The sequence below is a fragment of the Roseovarius sp. THAF8 genome, assembly GCF_009363735.1.
Lineage (GTDB): Bacteria > Pseudomonadota > Alphaproteobacteria > Rhodobacterales > Rhodobacteraceae > Roseovarius.
The window spans coordinates 2,312,992-2,333,880 of the sequence record NZ_CP045410.1; the positions used below are offsets into that span (position 1 = coordinate 2,312,992).

The 20,889-nt window shown below is 64.2% G+C and carries 16 protein-coding genes; 7 read left to right on the forward strand and 9 right to left on the reverse strand.

All coding sequences use genetic code 11. The annotated features are described in order from the left end of the window. Positions 1–12 precede the first annotated feature (12 nt). The gene (locus FIU85_RS11335) at positions 13–621 is read right to left on the reverse strand and encodes an alpha-ketoglutarate-dependent dioxygenase AlkB (protein WP_152496965.1); all 609 of its coding nucleotides are present in this window, start codon (positions 619–621) and stop codon (positions 13–15) included. A gap of 211 nt (positions 622–832) precedes the next feature. On the opposite strand from FIU85_RS11335, the gene dnaK reads away from it, so the two are divergent. From dnaK to radC, 3 genes are all read left to right on the forward strand, one after another. Further along, positions 833–2,749: a molecular chaperone DnaK gene (gene dnaK, locus FIU85_RS11340; protein ID WP_152494297.1), complete on the forward strand. Its 1,917-nt coding sequence runs from the start codon at positions 833–835 to the stop codon at positions 2,747–2,749. A gap of 65 nt (positions 2,750–2,814) precedes the next feature. Further along, positions 2,815–3,984: a molecular chaperone DnaJ gene (gene dnaJ / locus FIU85_RS11345; protein ID WP_152494296.1), complete on the forward strand. Its 1,170-nt coding sequence runs from the start codon at positions 2,815–2,817 to the stop codon at positions 3,982–3,984. Positions 3,985–4,230: 246 nt separating this feature from the next. Next, positions 4,231–4,992: a DNA repair protein RadC gene (gene radC, locus FIU85_RS11350; RefSeq protein WP_152494295.1), complete on the forward strand. Its 762-nt coding sequence runs from the start codon at positions 4,231–4,233 to the stop codon at positions 4,990–4,992. A 4-nt stretch (positions 4,993–4,996) separates the two neighbouring features. On the opposite strand, the gene FIU85_RS11355 is transcribed toward radC, so the two are convergent. The 3 genes from FIU85_RS11355 to secA all read right to left on the reverse strand — a co-directional run bounded on the left by FIU85_RS11355 (position 4,997) and on the right by secA (position 10,635). Beyond that, on the reverse strand, positions 4,997–6,556 hold the full coding sequence (locus FIU85_RS11355) for a substrate-binding domain-containing protein (RefSeq protein WP_152496966.1): 1,560 nt from the start codon (positions 6,554–6,556) through the stop codon (positions 4,997–4,999). A gap of 21 nt (positions 6,557–6,577) precedes the next feature. Beyond that, on the reverse strand, positions 6,578–7,807 hold the full coding sequence (locus FIU85_RS11360) for a hypothetical protein (RefSeq protein WP_152496967.1): 1,230 nt from the start codon (positions 7,805–7,807) through the stop codon (positions 6,578–6,580). Between the two features lie 107 nt (positions 7,808–7,914). Then, the gene (secA, locus tag FIU85_RS11365; RefSeq protein WP_152496968.1) at positions 7,915–10,635 is read right to left on the reverse strand and encodes a preprotein translocase subunit SecA; all 2,721 of its coding nucleotides are present in this window, start codon (positions 10,633–10,635) and stop codon (positions 7,915–7,917) included. 186 nt (positions 10,636–10,821) lie between these two features. Here secA and FIU85_RS11370 point away from each other — a divergent pair, with 186 nt between their 5' ends. The 3 genes from FIU85_RS11370 to FIU85_RS11380 are packed head-to-tail and all read left to right on the forward strand — an operon-like array spanning position 10,822 to position 13,389. Then, positions 10,822–11,703, forward strand: coding sequence for a peptidylprolyl isomerase (locus tag FIU85_RS11370; protein WP_152496969.1), 882 nt, complete (start codon positions 10,822–10,824; stop codon positions 11,701–11,703). 2 nt (positions 11,704–11,705) lie between these two features. Beyond that, complete coding sequence (gene argJ / locus FIU85_RS11375; protein WP_152496970.1) at positions 11,706–12,935, forward strand: bifunctional glutamate N-acetyltransferase/amino-acid acetyltransferase ArgJ; 1,230 nt, start codon at positions 11,706–11,708, stop codon at positions 12,933–12,935. 55 nt (positions 12,936–12,990) lie between these two features. Then, entirely contained in the window at positions 12,991–13,389 is a 399-nt protein-coding gene (locus FIU85_RS11380) for a (deoxy)nucleoside triphosphate pyrophosphohydrolase (protein ID WP_152496971.1), read from the forward strand. 119 nt (positions 13,390–13,508) lie between these two features. Here the strand turns inward: FIU85_RS11380 and infB are convergent, their stop codons facing one another. The 5 genes from infB to pip all read right to left on the reverse strand — a co-directional run bounded on the left by infB (position 13,509) and on the right by pip (position 20,096). Beyond that, complete coding sequence (infB, locus tag FIU85_RS11385) at positions 13,509–16,007, reverse strand: translation initiation factor IF-2 (protein ID WP_152496972.1); 2,499 nt, start codon at positions 16,005–16,007, stop codon at positions 13,509–13,511. A gap of 5 nt (positions 16,008–16,012) precedes the next feature. Next, a complete protein-coding gene (locus FIU85_RS11390) occupies positions 16,013–16,636 on the reverse strand; it encodes an RNA-binding protein (protein ID WP_152494287.1) in 624 nt (207 codons plus the stop codon). Between the two features lie 25 nt (positions 16,637–16,661). Continuing rightward, a complete protein-coding gene (gene nusA / locus FIU85_RS11395; protein ID WP_152496973.1) occupies positions 16,662–18,293 on the reverse strand; it encodes a transcription termination factor NusA in 1,632 nt (543 codons plus the stop codon). A 4-nt stretch (positions 18,294–18,297) separates the two neighbouring features. After that, entirely contained in the window at positions 18,298–18,870 is a 573-nt protein-coding gene (gene rimP, locus FIU85_RS11400) for a ribosome maturation factor RimP (protein ID WP_152496974.1), read from the reverse strand. Between the two features lie 251 nt (positions 18,871–19,121). After that, complete coding sequence (gene pip / locus FIU85_RS11405) at positions 19,122–20,096, reverse strand: prolyl aminopeptidase (protein ID WP_152496975.1); 975 nt, start codon at positions 20,094–20,096, stop codon at positions 19,122–19,124. A 48-nt stretch (positions 20,097–20,144) separates the two neighbouring features. Here pip and ubiG point away from each other — a divergent pair, with 48 nt between their 5' ends. Then, positions 20,145–20,888 carry a bifunctional 2-polyprenyl-6-hydroxyphenol methylase/3-demethylubiquinol 3-O-methyltransferase UbiG gene (ubiG, locus tag FIU85_RS11410; protein WP_152498232.1) on the forward strand — a complete coding sequence of 248 codons (744 nt, stop codon included), beginning with the start codon at positions 20,145–20,147 and terminating at the stop codon, positions 20,886–20,888. The last annotated feature ends 1 nt before the right edge of the window (position 20,889 follow it).

Here is a 20,889-nt window from a genome sequence, read left to right on the forward strand (position 1 = left end):
GCGCGGCTGTGGTCAGTCCACCACCCGGCACGTCAGGTTGATGCGCCCCGGATGTTCCAGCAGCATCGAGGTGCCCGGCCTGATCCGGTCGATCCCGTGATAGGTCAGCCGCGCGTCGCCGCCCATCACCACCACGTCCCCCGATTGCAACCAGTGCGACTCGGTCTTGCCGCCCCGCGTCGCGTTCCCGATGCGGAACAGCCCCTCGTCGCCCAGCGACACGGACAGCACCGGCCATCCGAAATCGGCCTCGTCCCGGTCCTGGTGCATCCCCATCCGCGCGTCGGCATCGTAGAAATTCACCAGGCAGCAATCCGGCATCCTCTCGGCGCTCACCACGTCCCGCCAGATCGACAGAACCTCCTCGGGGATCGGCGGCCAGGCCATGCCCTCGGGGTGCCGCTCCTCGTAGCGGTATCCGCGCCGGTCCGACACCCAGCCATAGCGCCCCGCCGACGTCATCCTGACCCGCATCGGCTTGCCATAGGGCGTCATCGGCGAAAACAGCGGCGCCGCGCGCACCACCTCGCGCAGCGCCGTCACCAGCGCAGCCTGCTCCGCCGTATCAAGATATCCCTTGAAAATGCGAAACCCGCGTATCCGAAGCGTCTCGTCGGTCATGTCTCCCCGGATTCCATCGAATCCGCCAAATTAAAACCCGAATCCTGCGATTCACCGCTTTTCAACCGCTTGCAGGGCCATATTCCCCTGCCTATATACCGTCCGAAGCGCAGAGACCGCTTTCGGGATCTGTAACTCACACGGTGGCCAGATGCCTTTAACGGGTCCGGTCGCCCCTCAATCGCCTTAAGAAGAGAAGGGATCGAAAAACATGTCCAAAGTCATTGGTATTGACCTCGGAACCACCAACAGCTGCGTCGCCATCATGGATGGTTCGCAAGCCCGCGTCATCGAAAACTCCGAAGGCGCCCGTACGACGCCCTCGATCGTCGCCTTCACCGACGAAGAGCGTCTTGTCGGCCAGCCGGCGAAACGCCAGGCGGTCACCAACCCCGAAAACACCATCTTCGGCGTCAAGCGCCTGATCGGTCGCCGCGAGGACGACAGCGATCTGGCCAAGGACAAGAAGAACATGCCGTTCGAAGTGATCGACGGTGGCAATGGCGACGCCTGGGTGCGCGCCAAGGGCGACAAGTATTCGCCCAGCCAGATCTCGGCCTTCATCCTCGGCAAGATGAAAGAGACCGCCGAATCCTATCTCGGCGAGGAAGTGACCCAAGCCGTCATCACCGTGCCCGCCTATTTCAACGACGCCCAGCGTCAGGCCACGAAAGACGCCGGCAAGATCGCCGGTCTCGAAGTGCTGCGCATCATCAACGAGCCGACCGCGGCCGCGCTGGCCTATGGCCTCGACAAGGAAGAAACCCAGACCATCGCGGTCTACGACCTTGGCGGCGGTACGTTCGACGTGACCATCCTCGAAATCGACGAGGGCCTGTTCGAGGTAAAATCCACCAACGGCGACACGTTCCTCGGCGGTGAAGACTTCGACATGCGCATCGTCAACTACCTTGCCGACGAGTTCAAAAAGGAACACAGCGTCGACCTGACCAAGGACAAGATGGCGCTGCAACGCCTGAAAGAGGCCGCCGAGAAAGCCAAGATCGAGCTGTCCAGCTCGTCCCAGACCGAGATCAACCAGCCGTTCATCTCGATGGGCTCCAATGGCCAGCCGCTGCACATGGTCATGAAGCTGACCCGCGCCAAGCTGGAAAGCCTGGTGGGTGACCTCATCACAAACTCGCTCAAGCCCTGCAAGGCCGCGCTCAAGGATGCGGGCCTCTCGGCCAGCGACATCGACGAGGTCGTCCTGGTCGGCGGCATGACCCGCATGCCCAAGGTGGTCGAGGAAGTGACCAAGTTCTTCGGCAAGGAACCCCACAAGGGCGTGAACCCCGACGAGGTCGTCGCAATGGGCGCCGCCATTCAGGCCGGCGTTCTGCAAGGCGACGTCAAGGATGTCGTCCTTCTGGACGTCACGCCGCTCTCGCTCGGCATCGAAACCCTGGGCGGTGTCTTCACCCGCCTGATCGACCGCAACACCACGATCCCGACAAACAAGTCGCAGATCTTCTCCACCGCCGAGGACAACCAGTCGGCCGTGACGATCCGCGTCTTCCAGGGCGAGCGTGAGATGGCCGCGGACAACAAGCTTCTGGGTCAGTTCAACCTCGAGGACATCCCGCCGGCCCCGCGCGGCATGCCCCAGATCGAAGTGACCTTCGACATCGACGCCAACGGCATCGTCTCCGTGTCGGCCAAGGACAAGGGCACGAACAAGGAGCAGAAGATCACGATCCAGGCGTCGGGCGGTCTGTCCGAGGAAGACATCGACAAGATGGTCAAGGACGCCGAGGAAAACGCCGACGCCGACAAGGAGCGTCGCGCCCTGGTCGAGGCCCGCAACCAGGCCGAAAGCCTCATCCACTCGACCGAGAAGTCGATGGAAGAGCATTCGGACAAGGTGGACCCGTCCACCATCGAAGCCATCGAGCTGGCCATCTCGGCCCTCAAGGACGACCTCGAGAAAGAGGATGCCACCGCCGACAAGATCAAGGCGGGCATCCAGAACGTGACCGAGGCCGCCATGAAGCTGGGCGAGGCGATCTACAAGGCCAGCCAGGAAGACGGCGACGACGAGCCTGCGGCGGCCGATGAAATGGGCAAGGACGATGAAGACATCGTCGACGCCGATTTCGAGGACCTCGACAACGATAAACGCGCTTAAGCGTCAAACGGACAGGCAGGGGGCGCACCGGCGCTCCCTGCTCTCCGATGCAAAGGAGACATCCGATGGCCAAACGCGATTATTACGACGTTCTTGGCGTCTCGAAAGGTGCCAACGCCGACGAGATCAAGAAAGCCTACCGCACCAAGGCCAAAGAGCTTCACCCGGACCGCAACAAGGACAACCCCGACGCCGAGAAGCAATTCAAGGAAGCGGGCGAGGCCTATGACATCCTGAAGGACGCCGAGAAGAAAGCGGCCTATGACCGCTTCGGTCACGCGGCTTTCGAGGGCGGCACCGGCGCGGGCGCACGCCCCGGCGGCGGGTTCGGCGGGGCCGGTCCCGGCCAGGGCGATTTCGCCAGCGCGTTCTCCGACGTGTTCGACGACCTATTCGGCGATTTCATGGGCGGCGGCGCCCGTGGCGGCGCGGGCGGACGTCAACGCGCCGCGCGTGGCGCCGACCTGCGCTACAACCTGCGCGTCAACCTCGACGAGGCCTATCGCGGCCTGCAGAAAACCATCAACGTGCCCACCTCCGTGACCTGTGATGCCTGCGACGGCTCCGGGGCCGAAGGCGGCGCCGAGCCGACCACCTGTCCGACCTGTTCGGGCATGGGCAAGGTCCGTGCGCAACAGGGGTTCTTCACGGTCGAACGCACCTGCCCCACCTGCTCGGGCCTGGGCCAGATCATCAAGAATCCGTGCAACGTGTGTGGTGGCCAGGGCCGCGTCCAGAAGGACCGCTCTTTGTCGGTGAACATCCCCGCCGGCGTTGAGACCGGCACCCGCATCCGCTTGGCCGGTGAAGGCGAGGCCGGCATGCGCGGGGGTCCCGCGGGAGATCTGTATATCTTCATCGAGGTCGCGCCCCACAAGATCTTCGAGCGTGAGGACACCAACCTCTTTTGCCGCGTGCCCGTGTCCGTGGCCAAGGCAGCGCTCGGCGGCGATATCGAGGTGCCCACGATCGACGGCGGCCGCAGCCGCGTGAAAATCCCCGAAGGCTCGCAATCGGGCCGCCAGATGCGCCTGCGCGGCAAGGGCATGCCCGCCCTGCGCGGCGGCGGCCACGGCGACATGTTCATCGAACTGGCAGTTGAAACGCCGGTCAACCTGACCTCGCGGCAAAAGGAAATCCTAAAGGAATTCGACACGCTGTCAGAGGATAACAACCCGGAAACCAAGAGCTTCTTCAAATCGGTGAAGGGCTTCTGGGACTCTATGAAAAGCTGACGCACAGAGGTCATCCCCGGGCGTGACCCGGGATCTCCCACAGTCAACGTCATCCTCGGGCACGACCCGAGGATCTACCACGGGCAACGTCATCCTCGGGCTCGACCCGAGGATCTCTTGAACTCGGAGATCCCGGATCAAGTCCGGGATGACGTCGCGCAACGCAAAGCCCCGCCCCGGGCCTGACCCGGGGCCTCCTTTCAGCCATTAACGATTCACTAACCTTCCCGCGCCACCATCGGGCCCATGTCCGACTCGCGCGCCTTCAAGGAACTGCCCCTGCCGCTCTTCGACAGCGACGAGGTTCCCGTCGCCGCCAGCGCGCCGGGCAAGCAACCCTCCTACATCCGCGACCACCGCAAGCGCCTGCGCGACCGTTTCATGTCCGGCGGGGCCGCCGCGCTGCCGGATTACGAGATGCTCGAACTCGTGCTCTTTCGTGCCATCCCCCGGCGCGACGTCAAGCCGCTGGCCCATGCCCTGCTGGACCGGTTCGCCAGTTTCAACGCCGTCATCTCCGCGCCTTTCGACCAGCTTTGCGCAGTGCCCGGCGTGGGCGAGGCCGTGATCTGCGAACTCAAGATCGTCGAGGCCGCCGCCCATCGCCTCGCGCGGTCGCGCGTGGCCCAACGCCCCATCGTCTCCAGCTGGGATGCCCTGCTGGATTATTGCCACACCGCCATGGCGCACCGGGATGTCGAACAGTTCCGCGTCTTCTACCTCGATCGGCGCAACACGCTCATCGCCGACGAGGAACAGGCCCGCGGCACCGTCGATCACGTGCCCGTCTACCCGCGCGAGGTGGTCAAACGCGCCCTGCACCTCAACGCCAGCGCGCTGATCCTCGTGCACAATCATCCCTCGGGCGATCCCACGCCGTCCCAATCCGATATCGACATGACCATACAGATCGAAGCGGCAGCAACCGCGCTTGGCATCACGCTCCACGATCACATCATCATCGGCAAATCCTGCGAAACCAGTTTCCGCGCCCAGGGCCTGATCTAGCGCGCTATCGCACCCAGACCTCGACCCGCCGGTTGATCTGGCGGCCCCATCCGGTCCCGTCACAGGCCATCGGCATCGCCTCGCCAAAGGCTTCCAGCTCCATGCCGATCCGGTCCATGTTCGCCATCTCCGCCGCCGCGACCACGGCACTGCGCACGGCTTCGGCGCGGCGCAGGGCAATCCGCCGGTTGTTCTCGGCCGGGCCGGCGCCGTCGCTGAACCCCACGAAGACCAGCCGCCGCGCGTCGTACTTGCCGACCTCCATCGCCCGCGCCAATTGCGCCACGTTCGACCGCGACTGCGCGTCCAGCCGCGCCGATCCGGCCTCGAACCGGAAGGTCGTCGTCAGGCGTTTCAGCGGCGTCAGCGCCGCCACCATCCGTTGCAACTCCTCCAGCCCCAGTTCCTCTCCCGCCTGCGCGATGGCATTGGCAAAGCGGTCGCCCTGCTCTTCGATGCCAATCTCCTCGGGCGCCTGGTCCACGAAGCCCGCCCGCCGGATCACCAGCTGTGCCGTGGGGTCCTTCAGATAGGCCAGGAACTCACGCCCCAGCTTCGGCAGACGCCGTGCGGGCAGGTACAGGAACATCGGCGCGGTCAGCGGATAGTCCTCGGTCTTCACCGCCCGGCGCGTCGCCCTCAGGGCAAATCCGCACTCGCCGCTAAGCGCAAGCGCCGCCGTATCCCCGATCTCGGCCCGCGCCGTCAGACCCATTGCGAAAGGGTCCCCGGCCACGGCCTCGGCCAGCGTGGCGCCGTCCCGATGCCGCGTGATCGCCTCCGCGAACGCCACGCCCGCGGGGCGCATCACAAGGTCTTCGGTGGCCTGGCCCAGGCCGCTGGTCTCTTCGAAGAGATGCAGCGCGATGGGCGCATCCGGCCCCCCCAGCCCGGCCCAGTTGTCGACCTGCCCCGACAGCACGCGTGCCAGCTCCGACAGGGTCACCTGCCGCAGCGGGTTCGAGGGCGCCACCACCGGCACCAGCGCCTCCAGCGCCATCACCCGGCCGCGCCCCTGCGCCGACATGTCGCCCAGCGCGGCATCCTTGCCCAGGAACACTTCCTGGGGACGGATCTCGCGCATCGACATGGCGATGTCCGCCACATCCGCGATAAGGTCGGCAAACCCCTCGTCGGAATTGGTCAGGCGGAACACGAATTCCCCGACCACGCGATCCTCGCCTGGATCATGTATCGCCAGCAGAAGATTGCCGTCCTCCAGCACCTCGCGCTCCATTTCATAGCCCTCACGGATCGCGAAAGCCTCGACCAACGCGGGCATCAGCAGCCGCCCGATCGTTGGCGCACCCGAAAACACGATCTCGGCGACGTAGGTCTCCAGGTTGGGGCATCCCGGCCCGGCGCAATCCACACCGGACCCGTCGACCGTCAATTCGCCATAGATCGTGTCGACGCGGTAGAATTCACCGTCGAACCCCAGCAGGTTGCCGGTGATTTCCACGTCGCCATCGCGTGAGGTCAGCGTCACGTCCTGCCCATGTGCCGGAAATACGCCCGCAAAAAGGAAAAGTGCGGCGAAGGCCGCCGCACGGTACATTTTCATGGATGCCCTCGGATCGCAGCGTCAGTTGCGTGCGATCTTCAGGTCTTCGTACAGGTTTTTCAACACCAGAAAGTCGCCGACGGCATCGCACTCGGGGATGGCCATGGTCAGATCCCGCGCCGTCATTTCACCGATGCCCGGTTTGATCAGGGCCTGCGCTTCAACGTCGCGTCCACAATTCATCGCGTTGATCTCGGCTTCGAGACTGACCTGCACCTCGCCGTCACGCTGCGCAGTCCGCGTCGGAAAGGTGTAGACCTCCGCCATCAGGGTCGTCTCCTCGATGACGCCTTCGCCAAGTCGCAGCAGGAACCCGCCCAGGCCGGTCTCGGCGCTGGTGGCATCGCGCCCCGCATCGCGCCAGACATGGCCGTCCTCGCCATAATCGGCACCGTATTCCATCGCGTGAAGCTCCATGCCGCTCCGGCCCTGCCATTGCACGACATAGCGGTCGTAACGGTCCAGCGTATCGACATTCGTGGTTGCCACCGCGCCCTCGCCGCTCTCGAAGGCGGCGATGAACACCGCGTTTTCCGCCAGCGCCGGCACCTGCATCGACCACGCGCCGTCATCGTCGATGATCGCGCTGAACATCATGCCGTTATGGTGCAGGGTGAACTGCTTGTTGGCCCCGCAAGGCGCGGTCAGATCCAGCTGGACCATCGCGGCGGCGGCGGGGCTTGCCGTCATTTCGATCTCGCCGTCGCAGGTCAGGGCCGGCGCCGTCTCTTCCTTCGGGAAGGTGCGAATGGGCGCATCCTGAAGCGCGGCCAGTTCCAGCGGCGTGTCCGGCAAGGCCTTGGGCTGCGGAGCGGCCGCGGGCGGCACCGGCTCGGCCGACGTCAGCGCCACTCTCTCGATCTGAAGCCCGTCGACATCAAAGCTCTGCCCGCCCGTCATCGCGGCGGTCCGGAAAATGGCCTTGTCGGCGGGGTCGGCCATCGGCAGGGGCGGCGCTTGGGTTTCGGCCGTTTCAACGGCTCCCAGCTTGTCGTCAACCGGGGCGGGGACCGCTTCGGGCTCTGAAACCGCCGGCGCCGGGGCCGCAGACTCCGGGACAGACGGCGCGGGCGTGCCGCCGACGAAGGCCTGCGCGAACGCCTCGGCGGTCTCGGGTTCGACTTGGGGCGCGGGTGGCTGCGTCACGGTGCGGTCGGTCGCAGAGGACTGCATGATGTAGCCAATACCAAGGGCACAGCCCATAGTCACGCCGGCCATGACGATACGCTTCGGATTGCCCAGCTTGATCATAACGATCTCCCAAACCTGTCATAGGTCGAGCGAACGCTATTGCGCGAAAGTGGCCCCTTGAAGGCACGTCAGGGGAGTCATTGAGGCCGAGTTGTGGCGCCCCCTTGTCAGCCCAGCCGCCCGTGACAATGCTTGAACTTCTTGCCCGAACCGCAGGGGCACGCCTCGTTCCGGCCCGGGTTGCCCCATGTGGTCGGGTCGTTCTCGTCAAAGCCGGGCAAGGCGGCGCCGGTGGGATCCTTCAGGCTTTCGGCACCGGGCTCACGTTCCTCCGTCTCGGACGGTTTCGGCGCCATCGCGGCCTGCTTGGCCCGCAGGTCGCGCAGCATTTGCTGCTGTTCTTCGTCCGTCACCGGACGGATGCGGGCCAACTGCTGCGTCACGTCCTGACGCAGGCTGTTCAGCATCGACTCGAACAGCGCGAATGCCTCGTTCTTGTATTCGTTCAGCGGGTCGCGCTGCGCATACCCGCGAAAGCCGACGACACTGCGCAGATGCTCCAGCGTCAGAAGGTGTTCACGCCATTTGCTGTCGATGGTCTGAAGCAGCACCTGCTTCTCGATCATCCGCATCTGCTCGGGCCCGAACGCCTCTGCCTTCTCGGCCATCATCTTGTCGGCGGCCTCTTCCAGGCGGTCGGCGATCTCGTCGTCGTCCACGCCTTCCTCTTCGCCCCAAGCCATCACCGGCACATCCAGGTTCAGCCGCTCGATCACGGCGACATAGAGCCCTTCCGTGTCCCATTGGTCGGCATAGGTCTTGGGCGGCATGTACTGATCGATCAGGTCGTCGATCACCTCGCCGCGCATGTCCTTGATGATCTCCGACAGGTCCGTGGCTTCCATGATGTCCAGCCGCTGGCGGAAGATCACCTTCCGCTGCTCGTTCATCACGTCGTCGAATTTCAGCAGCTGCTTGCGGATGTCGAAGTTGCGGCCCTCGACCTTCGCCTGCGCGCGTTCCAGGCTCTTGTTCACCCACGGGTGAATGATCGCCTCGCCTTCCTTCATCCCCAGCGTCGACAGCACCTTTTCCAGCCGTTCAGAGCCGAAAATGCGCATCAGGTCATCGTCCAGCGACAGGAAGAACGCCGACCGTCCCGGGTCGCCCTGCCGGCCCGACCGGCCGCGTAGCTGGTTGTCGATCCGGCGGCTTTCGTGCCGTTCCGTGGCCAGAACGAACAGGCCACCGGCGTCGATCACCGCCTGCTCGTCATCCTTGTGCCCGGCTTCCAGCCGCTTGCGCAGCTCCTCGGGATCGGCGTCGGGATCGGCGGCAATCGCCTCCATGATCTTGAAATCGAGGTTCCCGCCCAGCTTGATGTCGGTCCCGCGCCCTGCCATGTTGGTGGCGATGGTCACGGCGTTCAGCTTGCCGGCGTCGGCGACGATCTGCGCCTCCTGCTCGTGCTGGCGCGCGTTCAGCACGTTGTGCTTCACCCCCGCCTTCTTCAGCAGCTCGCTCAGCATTTCGGATTTCTCGATCGAGGTGGTGCCGACAAGGATCGGCTGACCCTTTTCATGCGCCTTCTTGATCGAGTCGACCACCGCGTCGAACTTCTCCTGCGCGGTCCGGTAGACGGCATCGTCCTCGTCCACCCGGGCGATCGGCTTGTTCGTCGGCACCTCAACCACGCCCAGACCGTAGATCTGCCCGAATTCCTCGGCCTCGGTCGTCGCCGTGCCGGTCATGCCCGACAGCTTGTCGTACAGGCGAAAATAGTTCTGGAACGTCACCTGCGCCAGCGTCACGTTCTCGGGCTTGATCTCGCAGCCTTCCTTGGCCTCGATCGCCTGGTGCAGACCGTCAGACAACCGCCGCCCGGCCATCATCCGCCCGGTGAACTCGTCGATCAAAACGACCTCGTTGTCGCGGACGATATAGTCTCTGTCCTTGAGGAAGAGCTTGTGCGCCCGCAGGCCCTGGTTCATGTGGTGCACGATGGTCGTGCTCTCGGGATCGTAGAGCGACTGACCCTCTTCCAGCAGATCCTTCTGGTGCAGCAGTTCTTCGATATATTCGTTGCCTTCGTCCGTGAAGGTGACGTTCTTGGTCTTCTCGTCGATCTTGTAATGATCTTCTTCCAGGCTCGGGATCAGCCCGTCGATGGTCACGTAAAGCTCGCTGCGGTCCTGTGCCGGGCCCGAGATGATCAGCGGCGTCCGCGCCTCGTCGATCAGGATGCTGTCCACCTCATCGACGATGGCAAAGTAATGCCCGCGCTGCGCCATTTCCTCGAGGCTCGATTTCATGTTGTCGCGCAGGTAATCGAAGCCAAGCTCGTTGTTGGTGGCATAGGTGATGTCGGCAGCATAGGCGCCTTTCTTCTCCTCATCCGGCTGCTGCGGATAGACCACGCCCGTGGTCATCCCCAGCGCGGAAAACACGTTGCCCATCCACTCGGCGTCCCGCTTGGCGAGGTAGTCGTTGACCGTCACGATATGCACGCCCTTGCCGGACAGCGCGTTCAGGTAGGCCGGAAAGGTCGCCACGAGCGTCTTGCCCTCGCCCGTCTTCATCTCCGAGATATTGCCCTGGTGCAGAAAGATCCCGCCCATCAGCTGCACGTCGAAGGCCCGCAGTCCCAGCGCCCGGCGCGCCGCCTCGCGACAGTTGGCAAAGGCTTCGGGCAGAATCGCATCCAGGCTCTCGCCCTCCGCGATACGTTTCTTGAAATCCTGGGTCCTGGCGATCAGTCCGGCATCGTCGAGGGCCTCGTACTCGGGCTCCAGCGCGTTGATCTTCTCCACCAGCGGGCGGGTCGTCTTGACCTTGCGGTCGTTCGGGGTGCCAAAGATCTTCTTGGCAACCGTTCCAATACCCAGCATATCCTATCCGTTCCGGTCTTTCGCTATCTCGTGAATGGCAATCGCTTGCCCCGTCCGTCGCACCGCCCTAGAACGGGCCCAAGGGGACGGTCCTGCCTTTGATCATAAGGCGATGTAAGGGGCCGCTCATGGACTGTCAACGTCACAACGCGTCGCGTTCCGGCGCGAGAAAGCAAAGGGTTTTCCATGTCACATCCGATAAAGTCGATCCTCGCCGCAACCTGTACCGCCGCGATGCTGGCGCAGGGCGCCTGGGCGCAGGATACGGCTGAAACAGAGACTGATGCGCCCGCCGCCGACCCGTCGCAGGTTGTCGCCACCGTCAACGGCACCGAGATCACGCTGGCCCATGTCATCGCGCTCCGCGCCACCTTGCCGCAGCAATACGACCAGTTTCCGCCCAACCTGCTGTTGCAGGGCATCGTCGACCAGCTGATCCAGCACACGCTCCTGAAACAGTCTCTCGACGGCGAACCGTCGCTGCGCAGCCGCGTGTCGATCGAGAACGAAGAGCGCGCCATCATCGCCGGCGAGGTCATGGCCGGCGTGATGCAACAGGCCCCGTCCGAAGAGGACCTGCAGGCGGCCTACGAGGAACAATACCCCGCCGATGTCCAGGAGACCGAGTATCGCGCCTCGCACATCCTCGTCGAAACCGAGCAAGAAGCGCAGGAGCTGGCGACCGCCCTCGAAGGCGACGCCGATTTCGCCGCGCTCGCCCGCGAGAAATCCATCGGTCCCTCGGGCGCCTCCGGCGGCGATCTCGGCTGGTTCGGTGCCGCCGACATGGTCGCGCCGTTCTTCGATGCCGTGGCGGCGCTCGAACCGGGCGAGGTCTCGGACCCTGTCGAAACCCAGTTCGGCTGGCACGTGATCACCCTGACCGAAACCCGCAACAAGGAACGCCCCGCGCTCGACACCGTGCGCGAGGAACTGTCCTCGCAGCTTCAGCAAGGCGCGCTCGAATCCTTCATCGAAGGCCTGAAATCCGACGCCGAGATCGACCAGGTCGACCTTGAGGGGATCGACCCGAACGTGATCACCAATCTCGACCTCCTGGAGAACTGACAATGGCCAAGACCCTCGCCGTTTCGCCACTGGCGCCTGCCACCTTTCCAGAGCTTCCCGCAATCGGCGGGGTAGAGTTCGCCAGTGTCGAGGCCGGCGTGCGCTATGCCGGCCGCAAGGACGTGATGCTGGCCCGGCTCGCGCCCGGTTCGGTCTTGGCGGGGGTCTTCACCCGGTCCGCGACGCGCTCTGCCGCCGTGCTCGACTGCCAGGAAAAGATCGGGTTCCAATCCGCGGAAGGCGCGGCGATCATCGTCAACTCGGGCAATTCAAACGCCTTTACCGGGCGCAACGGTGTCACATCGGTCAAGGCGGTCACGAACGCCGTCGCACAGACCCTATCCCTGCCGGAGTCGCGTATTTTCAGCGCGTCCACCGGGGTCATCGGCGAACCGCTCAAGCACGAGCGCATCACCGCGAAGCTGTCCGAACTCACGGAAAAGCTGTCGCCCGACGGGATCGAGGATGCCGCCCGCGCGATCATGACCACGGACACGTTTGCCAAGGGCGCCACCGCCACGATCACGATCGACGGCCAGGAGGTGCGCATCGCCGGCATCGCCAAGGGCTCGGGCATGATCGCGCCGGACATGGCCACGATGCTCGTCTACATCTTCACCGATGCCGCCATCGACCGCGAACACCTGCAACAGATGGTCTCCGCCCTGAACGAAAAGACCTTCAACTGTATCACCGTCGACAGCGACACCTCCACGTCCGACACGCTGCTGGTCGCCGCCACCGGCGCCTCGGGCGTGCGCGTCACCGACCAAAGCGTCGGCTTCATGGAAGCGTTGCGCGGCGTCATGCTCGACCTCGCGCACCAGGTTGTCCGCGACGGCGAAGGCGCGACGAAGTTCGTCACTATCTCCGTCACCGGCGCGTCCAGCGACAATGACGCCAAGACCCACGGCCTCGCCATCGCCAACTCGCCGCTGGTAAAAACCGCCATCGCCGGCGAAGACCCCAACTGGGGCCGTATCGTGATGGCCATCGGCAAATCCGGCGCTCCGGCCGACCGGGACACGCTCTCGATCTGGTTCGGCGACACGCTCGTGGCCGAAAAAGGCTGGGTCAGTCCCACATATCGCGAGGAAGACGGCGCCGCCCACATGAAGAACCAGGAGATCACGATCCATGTCGATCTCGGTCTGGGGGGCGGCACCGCCCATGTCTGGACCTGCGACCTGACCCACGGCTACATCTCGATCAACGCCGACTACAGGTCATGAAGCCGAAGCGATCAGAGGAGAAGTGGCCTCCGGTTTTCCGCCCGGGATTGCGACAATGAAAACTGTTCTCGTGTCCGCCGTCGCCCTGATCGACGTCGACGGCCGCATCCTTCTGGCGCAACGCCCCGAGGGCAAGTCCATGGCCGGCCTCTGGGAATTTCCCGGCGGCAAGGTCGAAGCCGGCGAGACGCCCGAGGTGGCGCTCATCCGCGAGTTGGAAGAAGAGCTTGGCATCGACACCTGGGAAAGCTGCCTTGCGCCGCTGACCTTCGCCAGTCACAGCTATGACGATTTCCACCTGCTGATGCCGCTCTTTGCCTGCCGCAAGTGGGACGGCACCCCCCGATCGCGCGAGAACCAGACCCTGAAATGGGTCCGCCCCAACGCGCTGCGCGACTATCCCATGCCCCCCGCGGACGTGCCGCTCATCCCGATCCTCCGCGACTGGCTCTGAACGCCGCAAAAGCTTTCAGAAAGCTTTTGCCAAGTCTTTTCAGAAAAGACTTGGGTCCAGCACATGAAAAAGGGCGACCCATAAGGCCGCCCTTTCCCGAAAACAGTCTCTGACACGGCTCAGTCGAGGTTCCGCTCGACTTCCTCGCGCTCAAAGATCTCAATGACGTCGCCTTCGCGAATGTCCTCGTATTTCTCGAACGCCATGCCGCATTCCTGGCCCGACTGAACCTCCGACACTTCGTCCTTGAAGCGCTTCAGCGTCTTCAGCGTGCCTTCGTGGATCACCACGTCGTCGCGCAGCAGGCGCACACCGGCCGACCGGCGGGCAACACCCTCGGTCACCAGACAGCCCGCAACCTTGCCGACGCCGGTGACCTTGAAGACCTCCCGGATCTCGGCATAGCCGATGAAGTTCTCGCGGATCTCGGCACCCAGCAGACCGCTCGCGGCCGCCTTCACGTCATCCACCAGGTCATAGATCACGCTGTAATAGCGGATCTCGACACCCTTCTGGTTCGCTGAATTTCGCGCCGGCGCGTTGGCCCGCACGTTGAACCCGATCACGGGGGCACCCGATGCTTCGGCCAGGCCGATATCGGATTCGGTGATCGCGCCCACGCCCGAATGCAGCACGCGCACGCGCACCTCGTCGTTGCCGATCTTTTCCATCGCCTGAACGATCGCCTCGGCAGAGCCCTGCACGTCGGCCTTCATCAGGATCGGAAGTTCCTTGACGTTCTCGTTCTCCTTAGCCTGGGCCAGAAGCTGTTCGAGCGTGGTCCCGGCACCGGCTGCCGCGCGTTTTTCCTTCGCGGCCTTCTCGCGGTACTCGGCGATTTCGCGCGCCTGACCTTCGGACTGCACAACGTTCAGAACGTCGCCCGCCTCTGGCGTGCCATTCAGGCCCAGAACCTCGACAGGCACCGACGGCCCGGCTTCCTTCACGCGCTCGCCGCGGTCGTTGATCAGCGCACGGACCTTGCCGTACTGCTCACCCACGACAAAGATATCGCCCTGTTTCAGCGTCCCGCGCTGCACCAGAACCGTCGCAACGGGGCCGCGGCCCACGTCCAGCTGCGCCTCGATCACCGCACCTTCGGCGGCGCGGTTGGGATTTGCCTTCAGTTCCAGGATCTCGGATTGCAGCGCGATGGCTTCCAGCAGTTCATCCAGGCCCTGACCCGTCTGCGCCGACACCTCGACATCCTGCACGTCGCCCGACATCGCCTCGACGATCACCTCGTGCTGCAGCAGTTCGGTGCGCACCTTGTCGGGGTTCGCCTCGGGCTTGTCGCACTTGTTGATCGCCACGATCATCGGCACCTTGGCGGCCTTGGCGTGGTTGATCGCCTCGATCGTCTGCGGCATCACCGAATCGTCGGCAGCCACCACCAAAACCACGATATCCGTCACCTGCGCGCCACGGGCCCGCATACTGGTGAACGCGGCGTGACCCGGCGTATCGAGAAAACTCAGCACGGCACCGCTGTCGGTCGTGACCTGGTAGGCACCGATATGCTGGGTGATGCCCCCGGCTTCGCCGGCCACCACCTTGGCGTCGCGAATCGCGTCCAGCAGCGACGTCTTGCCGTGGTCCACGTGACCCATGATGGTGATCACCGGTGGACGCGGCATCAGGTCGGCTTCCTTGTCCTCAACCGAATCGATCACGTCCTCAACATCCGAATCGCTGACCCGGACGATACGATGGCCGAATTCCTCGACGATCAGTTCGGCCGTATCGGCGTCGATCGACTGGTTCTGCGTGACCATCATGCCGTTGTTCATCAGCGCCTTGACCACGTCGCCCACGCGCTCGGCCATCCGGTTGGCCAGCTCGCTGACCACGATCGCCTCGGGCACCTGCACGTCGCGCACGACCTTTTCACGCTCCTGCGCGCCACCCATGGCCTTTTGCCGCGCACGCTCCTGCTTGCGCTTCATCGCCGCCATGGATTTCTGCCGGCCGCCTTCGCCACCCGACAGCGCCTGGTTCAGCGTCAGCTTGCCGGCCCGACGGCCACCATCGTCGCCACGGCCCTTGCCCTTGCCGCGGCCATCGTCGCCACGCTGGTCGCGCTCGGGCGCCTTGCTGCGGGGCGCCTGCTTGGCAGGGCGGGTCTGCTGATCTTCGGCCGGCGGTGCGGCGGCGGCGGCCGCAGCCTGCTTGGCGGCGTCCGCTGCTTCGCGCTTCTTGCGCTCTTCCTCGTCGGCCTTCGCCTTGGCGCGTTCCTCGGCCTCGCGCTGTTCGCGCTCCTTGGCCTCGGCCTCCTCGCGGCGGCGCATCTTCTCTTCCTCGCGCTCACGCTCTTCAGCCTCACGCTGCGCAGCTTCCTCCGACTCGCGTTCCTTCGCGGCGGCCAGCGCCCTCATCCGGCGTTCCATCTCCTCGTCGGAGATCCCCGCCGGGCGTTTCGATCCTGCCCCGGCTGCACCCGGCTTGGCGCCACCCGGCGCAGGCGCCGCGGCCCCGGGTTTCGGTTTCACGATCCGCTTGCGCTTGGTTTCCACCACGACGTTCTTGGTGCGGCCATGGCTGAAGCTCTGCTTCACGTTCCCCGACCGAGGACCGCCACCACGTACACCCAGAGTTTTCTTTCCGTCGTTGTCGCTCATCTATCTCAACTTCCTTTCCGGCGGGGTCGGTCCCCGTCCGTGACGCGCAAGCCCTTGAGTCTTGCCGCCTCCTCTACAACACGTTCGCACAAACCGCCAGCCGCGAGTGCGGCGTGGATGCTTGTTTCACGCCCGAATGCCTGGCCCAGCTCATCGGCGGTGATCCAGCCGATCCAGCTGCCGCCATAGGGCGTGCTCAGTTTCGTCTTCCCGCGCGCCGAGCCGTCGCTGGCCTGGATCAGGACCTCGGCCTCTTCCTTGGCCAGCCAGTCCTTGACCTTCTCGTACCCGGCCACCGCCTGCCCGCCTTTCCGCGCCAGGCTCAGCAGTTCCACGACCCGCCGCGCAAGCATCGCCTCGACCTGTTCGACCAGGCCGTCGGGCACCGTGACGCTCTGCTTGGCGCTGCGCGAAAACAGGCCCTTCTTCACGGCCGTCTCCAGCGCCTGCCGCGTCGAACTCACCCAGATGCCCCGGCCCGGCAGCTTCTCCAGGATGTCCGGCACAACCTGCCCCTCGGGACTTATGGCAAACCGGATCAACCCATGCTTCGGGCGCACCTCCCCCGTGGCAATGCACTTGCGCTCGGGACCATTCGTCCGGTCCTTGGGCTGCCCACCGCGCCCCATATCAACGTCTACGAGGCCTGACGCATCAGGCCTCGGCCTCCTCTGCGGTGTCGCCTTCGGACTCTTCGCCGTCTTCGGCCTCTGCCTCGGGCTCAAGATCCGCCGGATCGACCCAGCCCAGCATGACGCGTGCTGTCATCACCAGGTCCTGCGCCTCTTCCAGCGACACTTCGAAAGGTTCCAGAACGCCATCGTCCTTGACGCGCTCGCCGTCCACGGTGGTCCAGCCGCCCGCCAGTTCCCAATCGGCGCAGGTGGCGAAGTCTTCCAGCGTCTTCACGCCATCCTCGGCCAGTGCCTGTACCATCTGGGGTGTCAGGCCCTCGAATTCAATAAGGCTGTCCTCGGCACCCAGCGCGCGGGCCTTCTCCAGCGCTTCCTTGGCCTGTGCTTCCAGAACGTCACGAGCGCGCGCCTGCAATTCGTTGGCGGTGTCCTCGTCCACGCCGTCGATCACCAGCAGCTCGTCGATCTCGACATAGGCGACCTCGTCGAGGTTGGTAAAGCCTTCCGACACCAGCAGCTGGGCAAAGAACTCGTCCAGGTCCAGCGTGTCCATGAACAGCTTCGTGCGCTCCTCGAATTCCTTCTGACGGCGCTCGCTGTCCTCGGCCTCGGTCATGATGTCGATATCAAGGTTGGTCAGCTGGCTCGCCAGCCGCACGTTCTGACCGCGACGGCCAATCGCCAGGCTCAGCTGGTCCTCGGGCACGACCACCTCGATGCGCTCGGCTTCCTCGTCCAGAACCACCTTGCTCACCTCGGCGGGCTGCAGCGCGTTCACCAGGAAGGTGGGCTGGTCCTCGTTCCACGGGATGATGTCGATCTTCTCGCCCTGCAACTCGTTCACCACGGCCTGCACACGGCTGCCGCGCATACCCACACAGGCGCCCACCGGGTCAATCGAGTTGTCATAGGAGATGACCGCGATCTTGGCGCGGCTGCCCGGATCACGGGCCACGGCCTTGATCTCGATGATGCCGTCATAGATCTCCGGCACTTCCATCTTGAACAGCTCCGCCATGAACTCGGGCGCGGTGCGGCTCAAGAAGATCTGCGGTCCACGGGCCTCGCGGCGCACATCCTTGATGTAGCACCGGATCCGGTCGTTCGGGCGATAGCTTTCGCGCCCGATCTTCTCGTTCCGGCGCAGGATCGCCTCCCCGGCACCCACGTCGACGATGACGTTGCCGTATTCCTCGCGCTTGACCACGCCGTTGATGATCGTGCCGGCCCGGTCCTTGAATTCCTCGTACTGGCGGTCGCGCTCGGCCTCGCGCACCTTCTGCAGGATCACCTGCTTGGCGCTCTGCGCGGCGATCCGGCCCATGTCCACCGGCGGCACTTCCTCGACGAAGGTGTCACCGACCTTTGGATCGTCCAGGTATTGCTTGGCCTGCTCGACGGTGAACTCCGCCTGGTAGTTCTCCAGCTCCTCGTCCTCGACCACCGTGCGCACGCGGGTGAAGGTCGCCTTGCCGGTCTTGCGGTCGATGCTGACGCGAATGTCCATCTCGGCGCCGTACCGGCTCTTGGCCGCGCGCGAGAGGCTCTCTTCCATCGCCTCGATCACAAGGCCGGGGTCGATCATCTTCTCCCGCGCCACCGCCTCGGCGGTCTGCAAAAGCTCAAGCTGGTTGGCAGAGGTAATAGCCATTGTCTCAGGTCTCCTCGGACGAGTCAGTCTCTATGTCGTCAAAATTGTCTTCGTTCAGAACGCCCGCTTCCTTGCGCGCCTTCAGCATGTCCTTGATCAGCTCATCGGTCAGTACCAGCTTGGCATCGGCCAGCCAGTCGAAATGCAGCCCGATCGTGCCTTCCTCGACATTGATCAGCACTTCGCCGCCCTCGGTCCCGGCCAGAACGCCCTTGAACCGCTTGCGCCCGTCGATCAGGTCGTGGGTCTCCAGCTTTGCCTCGTAGCCCTCGAACTCGTCGAAATCCTTCAACCGGGTCAGCGGCCGGTCGATGCCGGGGCTGGACACTTCCAGCGTGTACTCATCAACGATCGGGTCTTCCACGTCCAGCACGGCGCTGATGGCGGTGGAAATCTCGGCGCATTCATCCACCTCGATACCGCCCTCGGGCCGCTCGGCCATGATCTGCAACGTGGCGGTCTTGCCGCCCATCAGACGCACGCGCACCAGCTCGAACCCCATGTCCTCAATGACAGGGGTAATGATCTCGGCGATCCGCCGATCCATCGACGATTTTGCAATCAGGTCGTTGCTCATGGGTCTTTCAAACACAAAAAAACGGGCGCGCGGCCCGTCGATCTTTCCCGGTGGAGCGCCGGGTGTGGACCCCAGCGCGCCGCTGTTGAAAGGGGATATACGACTCAGAGGCTGAGTCTGCAAGGGGGAAAGCAGGTTGCGCAGACGTCAGCTTTTCCCACACCCGTCATCCCCGACTTGATCGGGGATCTCTCGGGGCCAGGGATCCTCTGGTCAAGGCAGAGGATGACGGCGCTCTGACACCCCGCCCGCTACCGACCGGCCACCATCCGGTCCATAATCTTCACCAGCTCGGCGCTGATCCCCGGCTCGGACAGCGCATGCCCCGCCACCGGAATGATCCGCAGATCACCTTTCGGCCACAGCCCTGCCAGCCGGTGCGCCGCCTCGGGCGGGCAGATCATGTCGTAACGCCCCTGCACGATCACACCGGGCGTATCCGCCAGCTTGTCCATGTTGTCATAGATATAGCCGTCCTGACCCAGGAACCCGTTATGCAGAAAGTAATGGTTCTCCAGCCGTGCGAAAGCACGGGCATAATCCGCCGGGCTGTCACCGCTCTGGCCGCTGGAATTGACCGTGGCCAGCGCATTCTCCCACGCGCTCCACGCCTTGGCGAACCGCACCTCCTCGGCCCGGTCGCCGGAAAACAGGCGTTTGTTATAGGCGCCGATCATGTCGCTCTGTTCATCCTCGGGGATCAGCGACCGGAACTTCGCCCATGTCTCGGGCCAGAACCGCCCCGCGCCGCCGCCATAGAACCAGTCCAGCTCCCGCTGCGTCATGGTAAAGACGCCACGCAACACCAGATGCGCCACCGCCTCCGGATGGCTCTGGCCGTAGATCAGCGCCAGCGTCGCGCCCCAGCTTCCGCCAAAGACGATCCACCTCTCGATGCCCAGCGCATCCCGGATCCGTTCGATATCCGCCACCAGATGCCAGGTCGTGTTGTCCTCGACACTCGCATGGGGCTTCGACCGGCCACAGCCGCGCTGGTCGAACAAGACGATCCGGTAATGGTTCGGATCGAAGTAGCGCCGCATCGCCGGGCTGCACCCGCCACCGGGCCCGCCATGCAGCACCACAACGGGCGTGCCCTCGGGATTGCCCGACTGCTCCACATAGATCGTGTGTCCGTCGCCCACATCCATCATACGCCGGTCGAACGGCTCGATCGACGGATACAGGAATTGCGCTGCGCTCTTTTGGCTCGAAAACTTGTCCATGAATGTCCTATATAGACCGTCCAAGACATTGAGCACATGGAACGCGGAATGCAACCCAACTCGACCACGATCGACACCGATGAAGTCGCCAAATTCGAGGCGATGGCCGCCGAATGGTGGGACCCGAACGGCAAGTTCAAGCCGCTTCACATGCTCAATCCCTGTCGCCTTGATTACATTACCTCCCAGATCGCGGCGGAATTCGACCGCGACCTGAAAACGGCGAAACCGTTCACCGGCCTGCGGTTGCTGGATATCGGCTGCGGCGGCGGATTGCTGGCCGAACCGATGGCCCGCCTTGGCGCGACGGTGGTCGGCGCCGACGCGGCGGCCGGCAACATCCCCGTGGCACAGGTCCACGCCGCGCAATCCGGCCTCGACATCGACTACCGCAACACCACCGCCGAGGATCTCGCCGCAGCAGGCGAGCAGTTCGACGTTGTCCTGAACATGGAAGTGGTCGAGCATGTGGCCGACCCCGCCACCTACCTCACCGCCTGCAAGCGCCTTCTGAAACCGGGCGGCCTGCATATCTGCTCCACCCTCAACCGCACCGCCAAAAGCTTTGCCGCCGCCATAGTCGGCGCGGAATTCATCATGCGCTGGCTGCCCAAGGGCACCCATGACTGGAAGAAGTTCATCACCCCAGAAGAGCTTTACGACCTTCTGCGCGACGCCGGCCTCGACCCGGTCGACCGCAAGGGGTTCGTCTTCAATCCGATCAGCTGGACATGGTCCCTGTCAGACCGAGACCTCGCCGTGAACTACGTCACGACCAGCGTGAAGCCCTGAA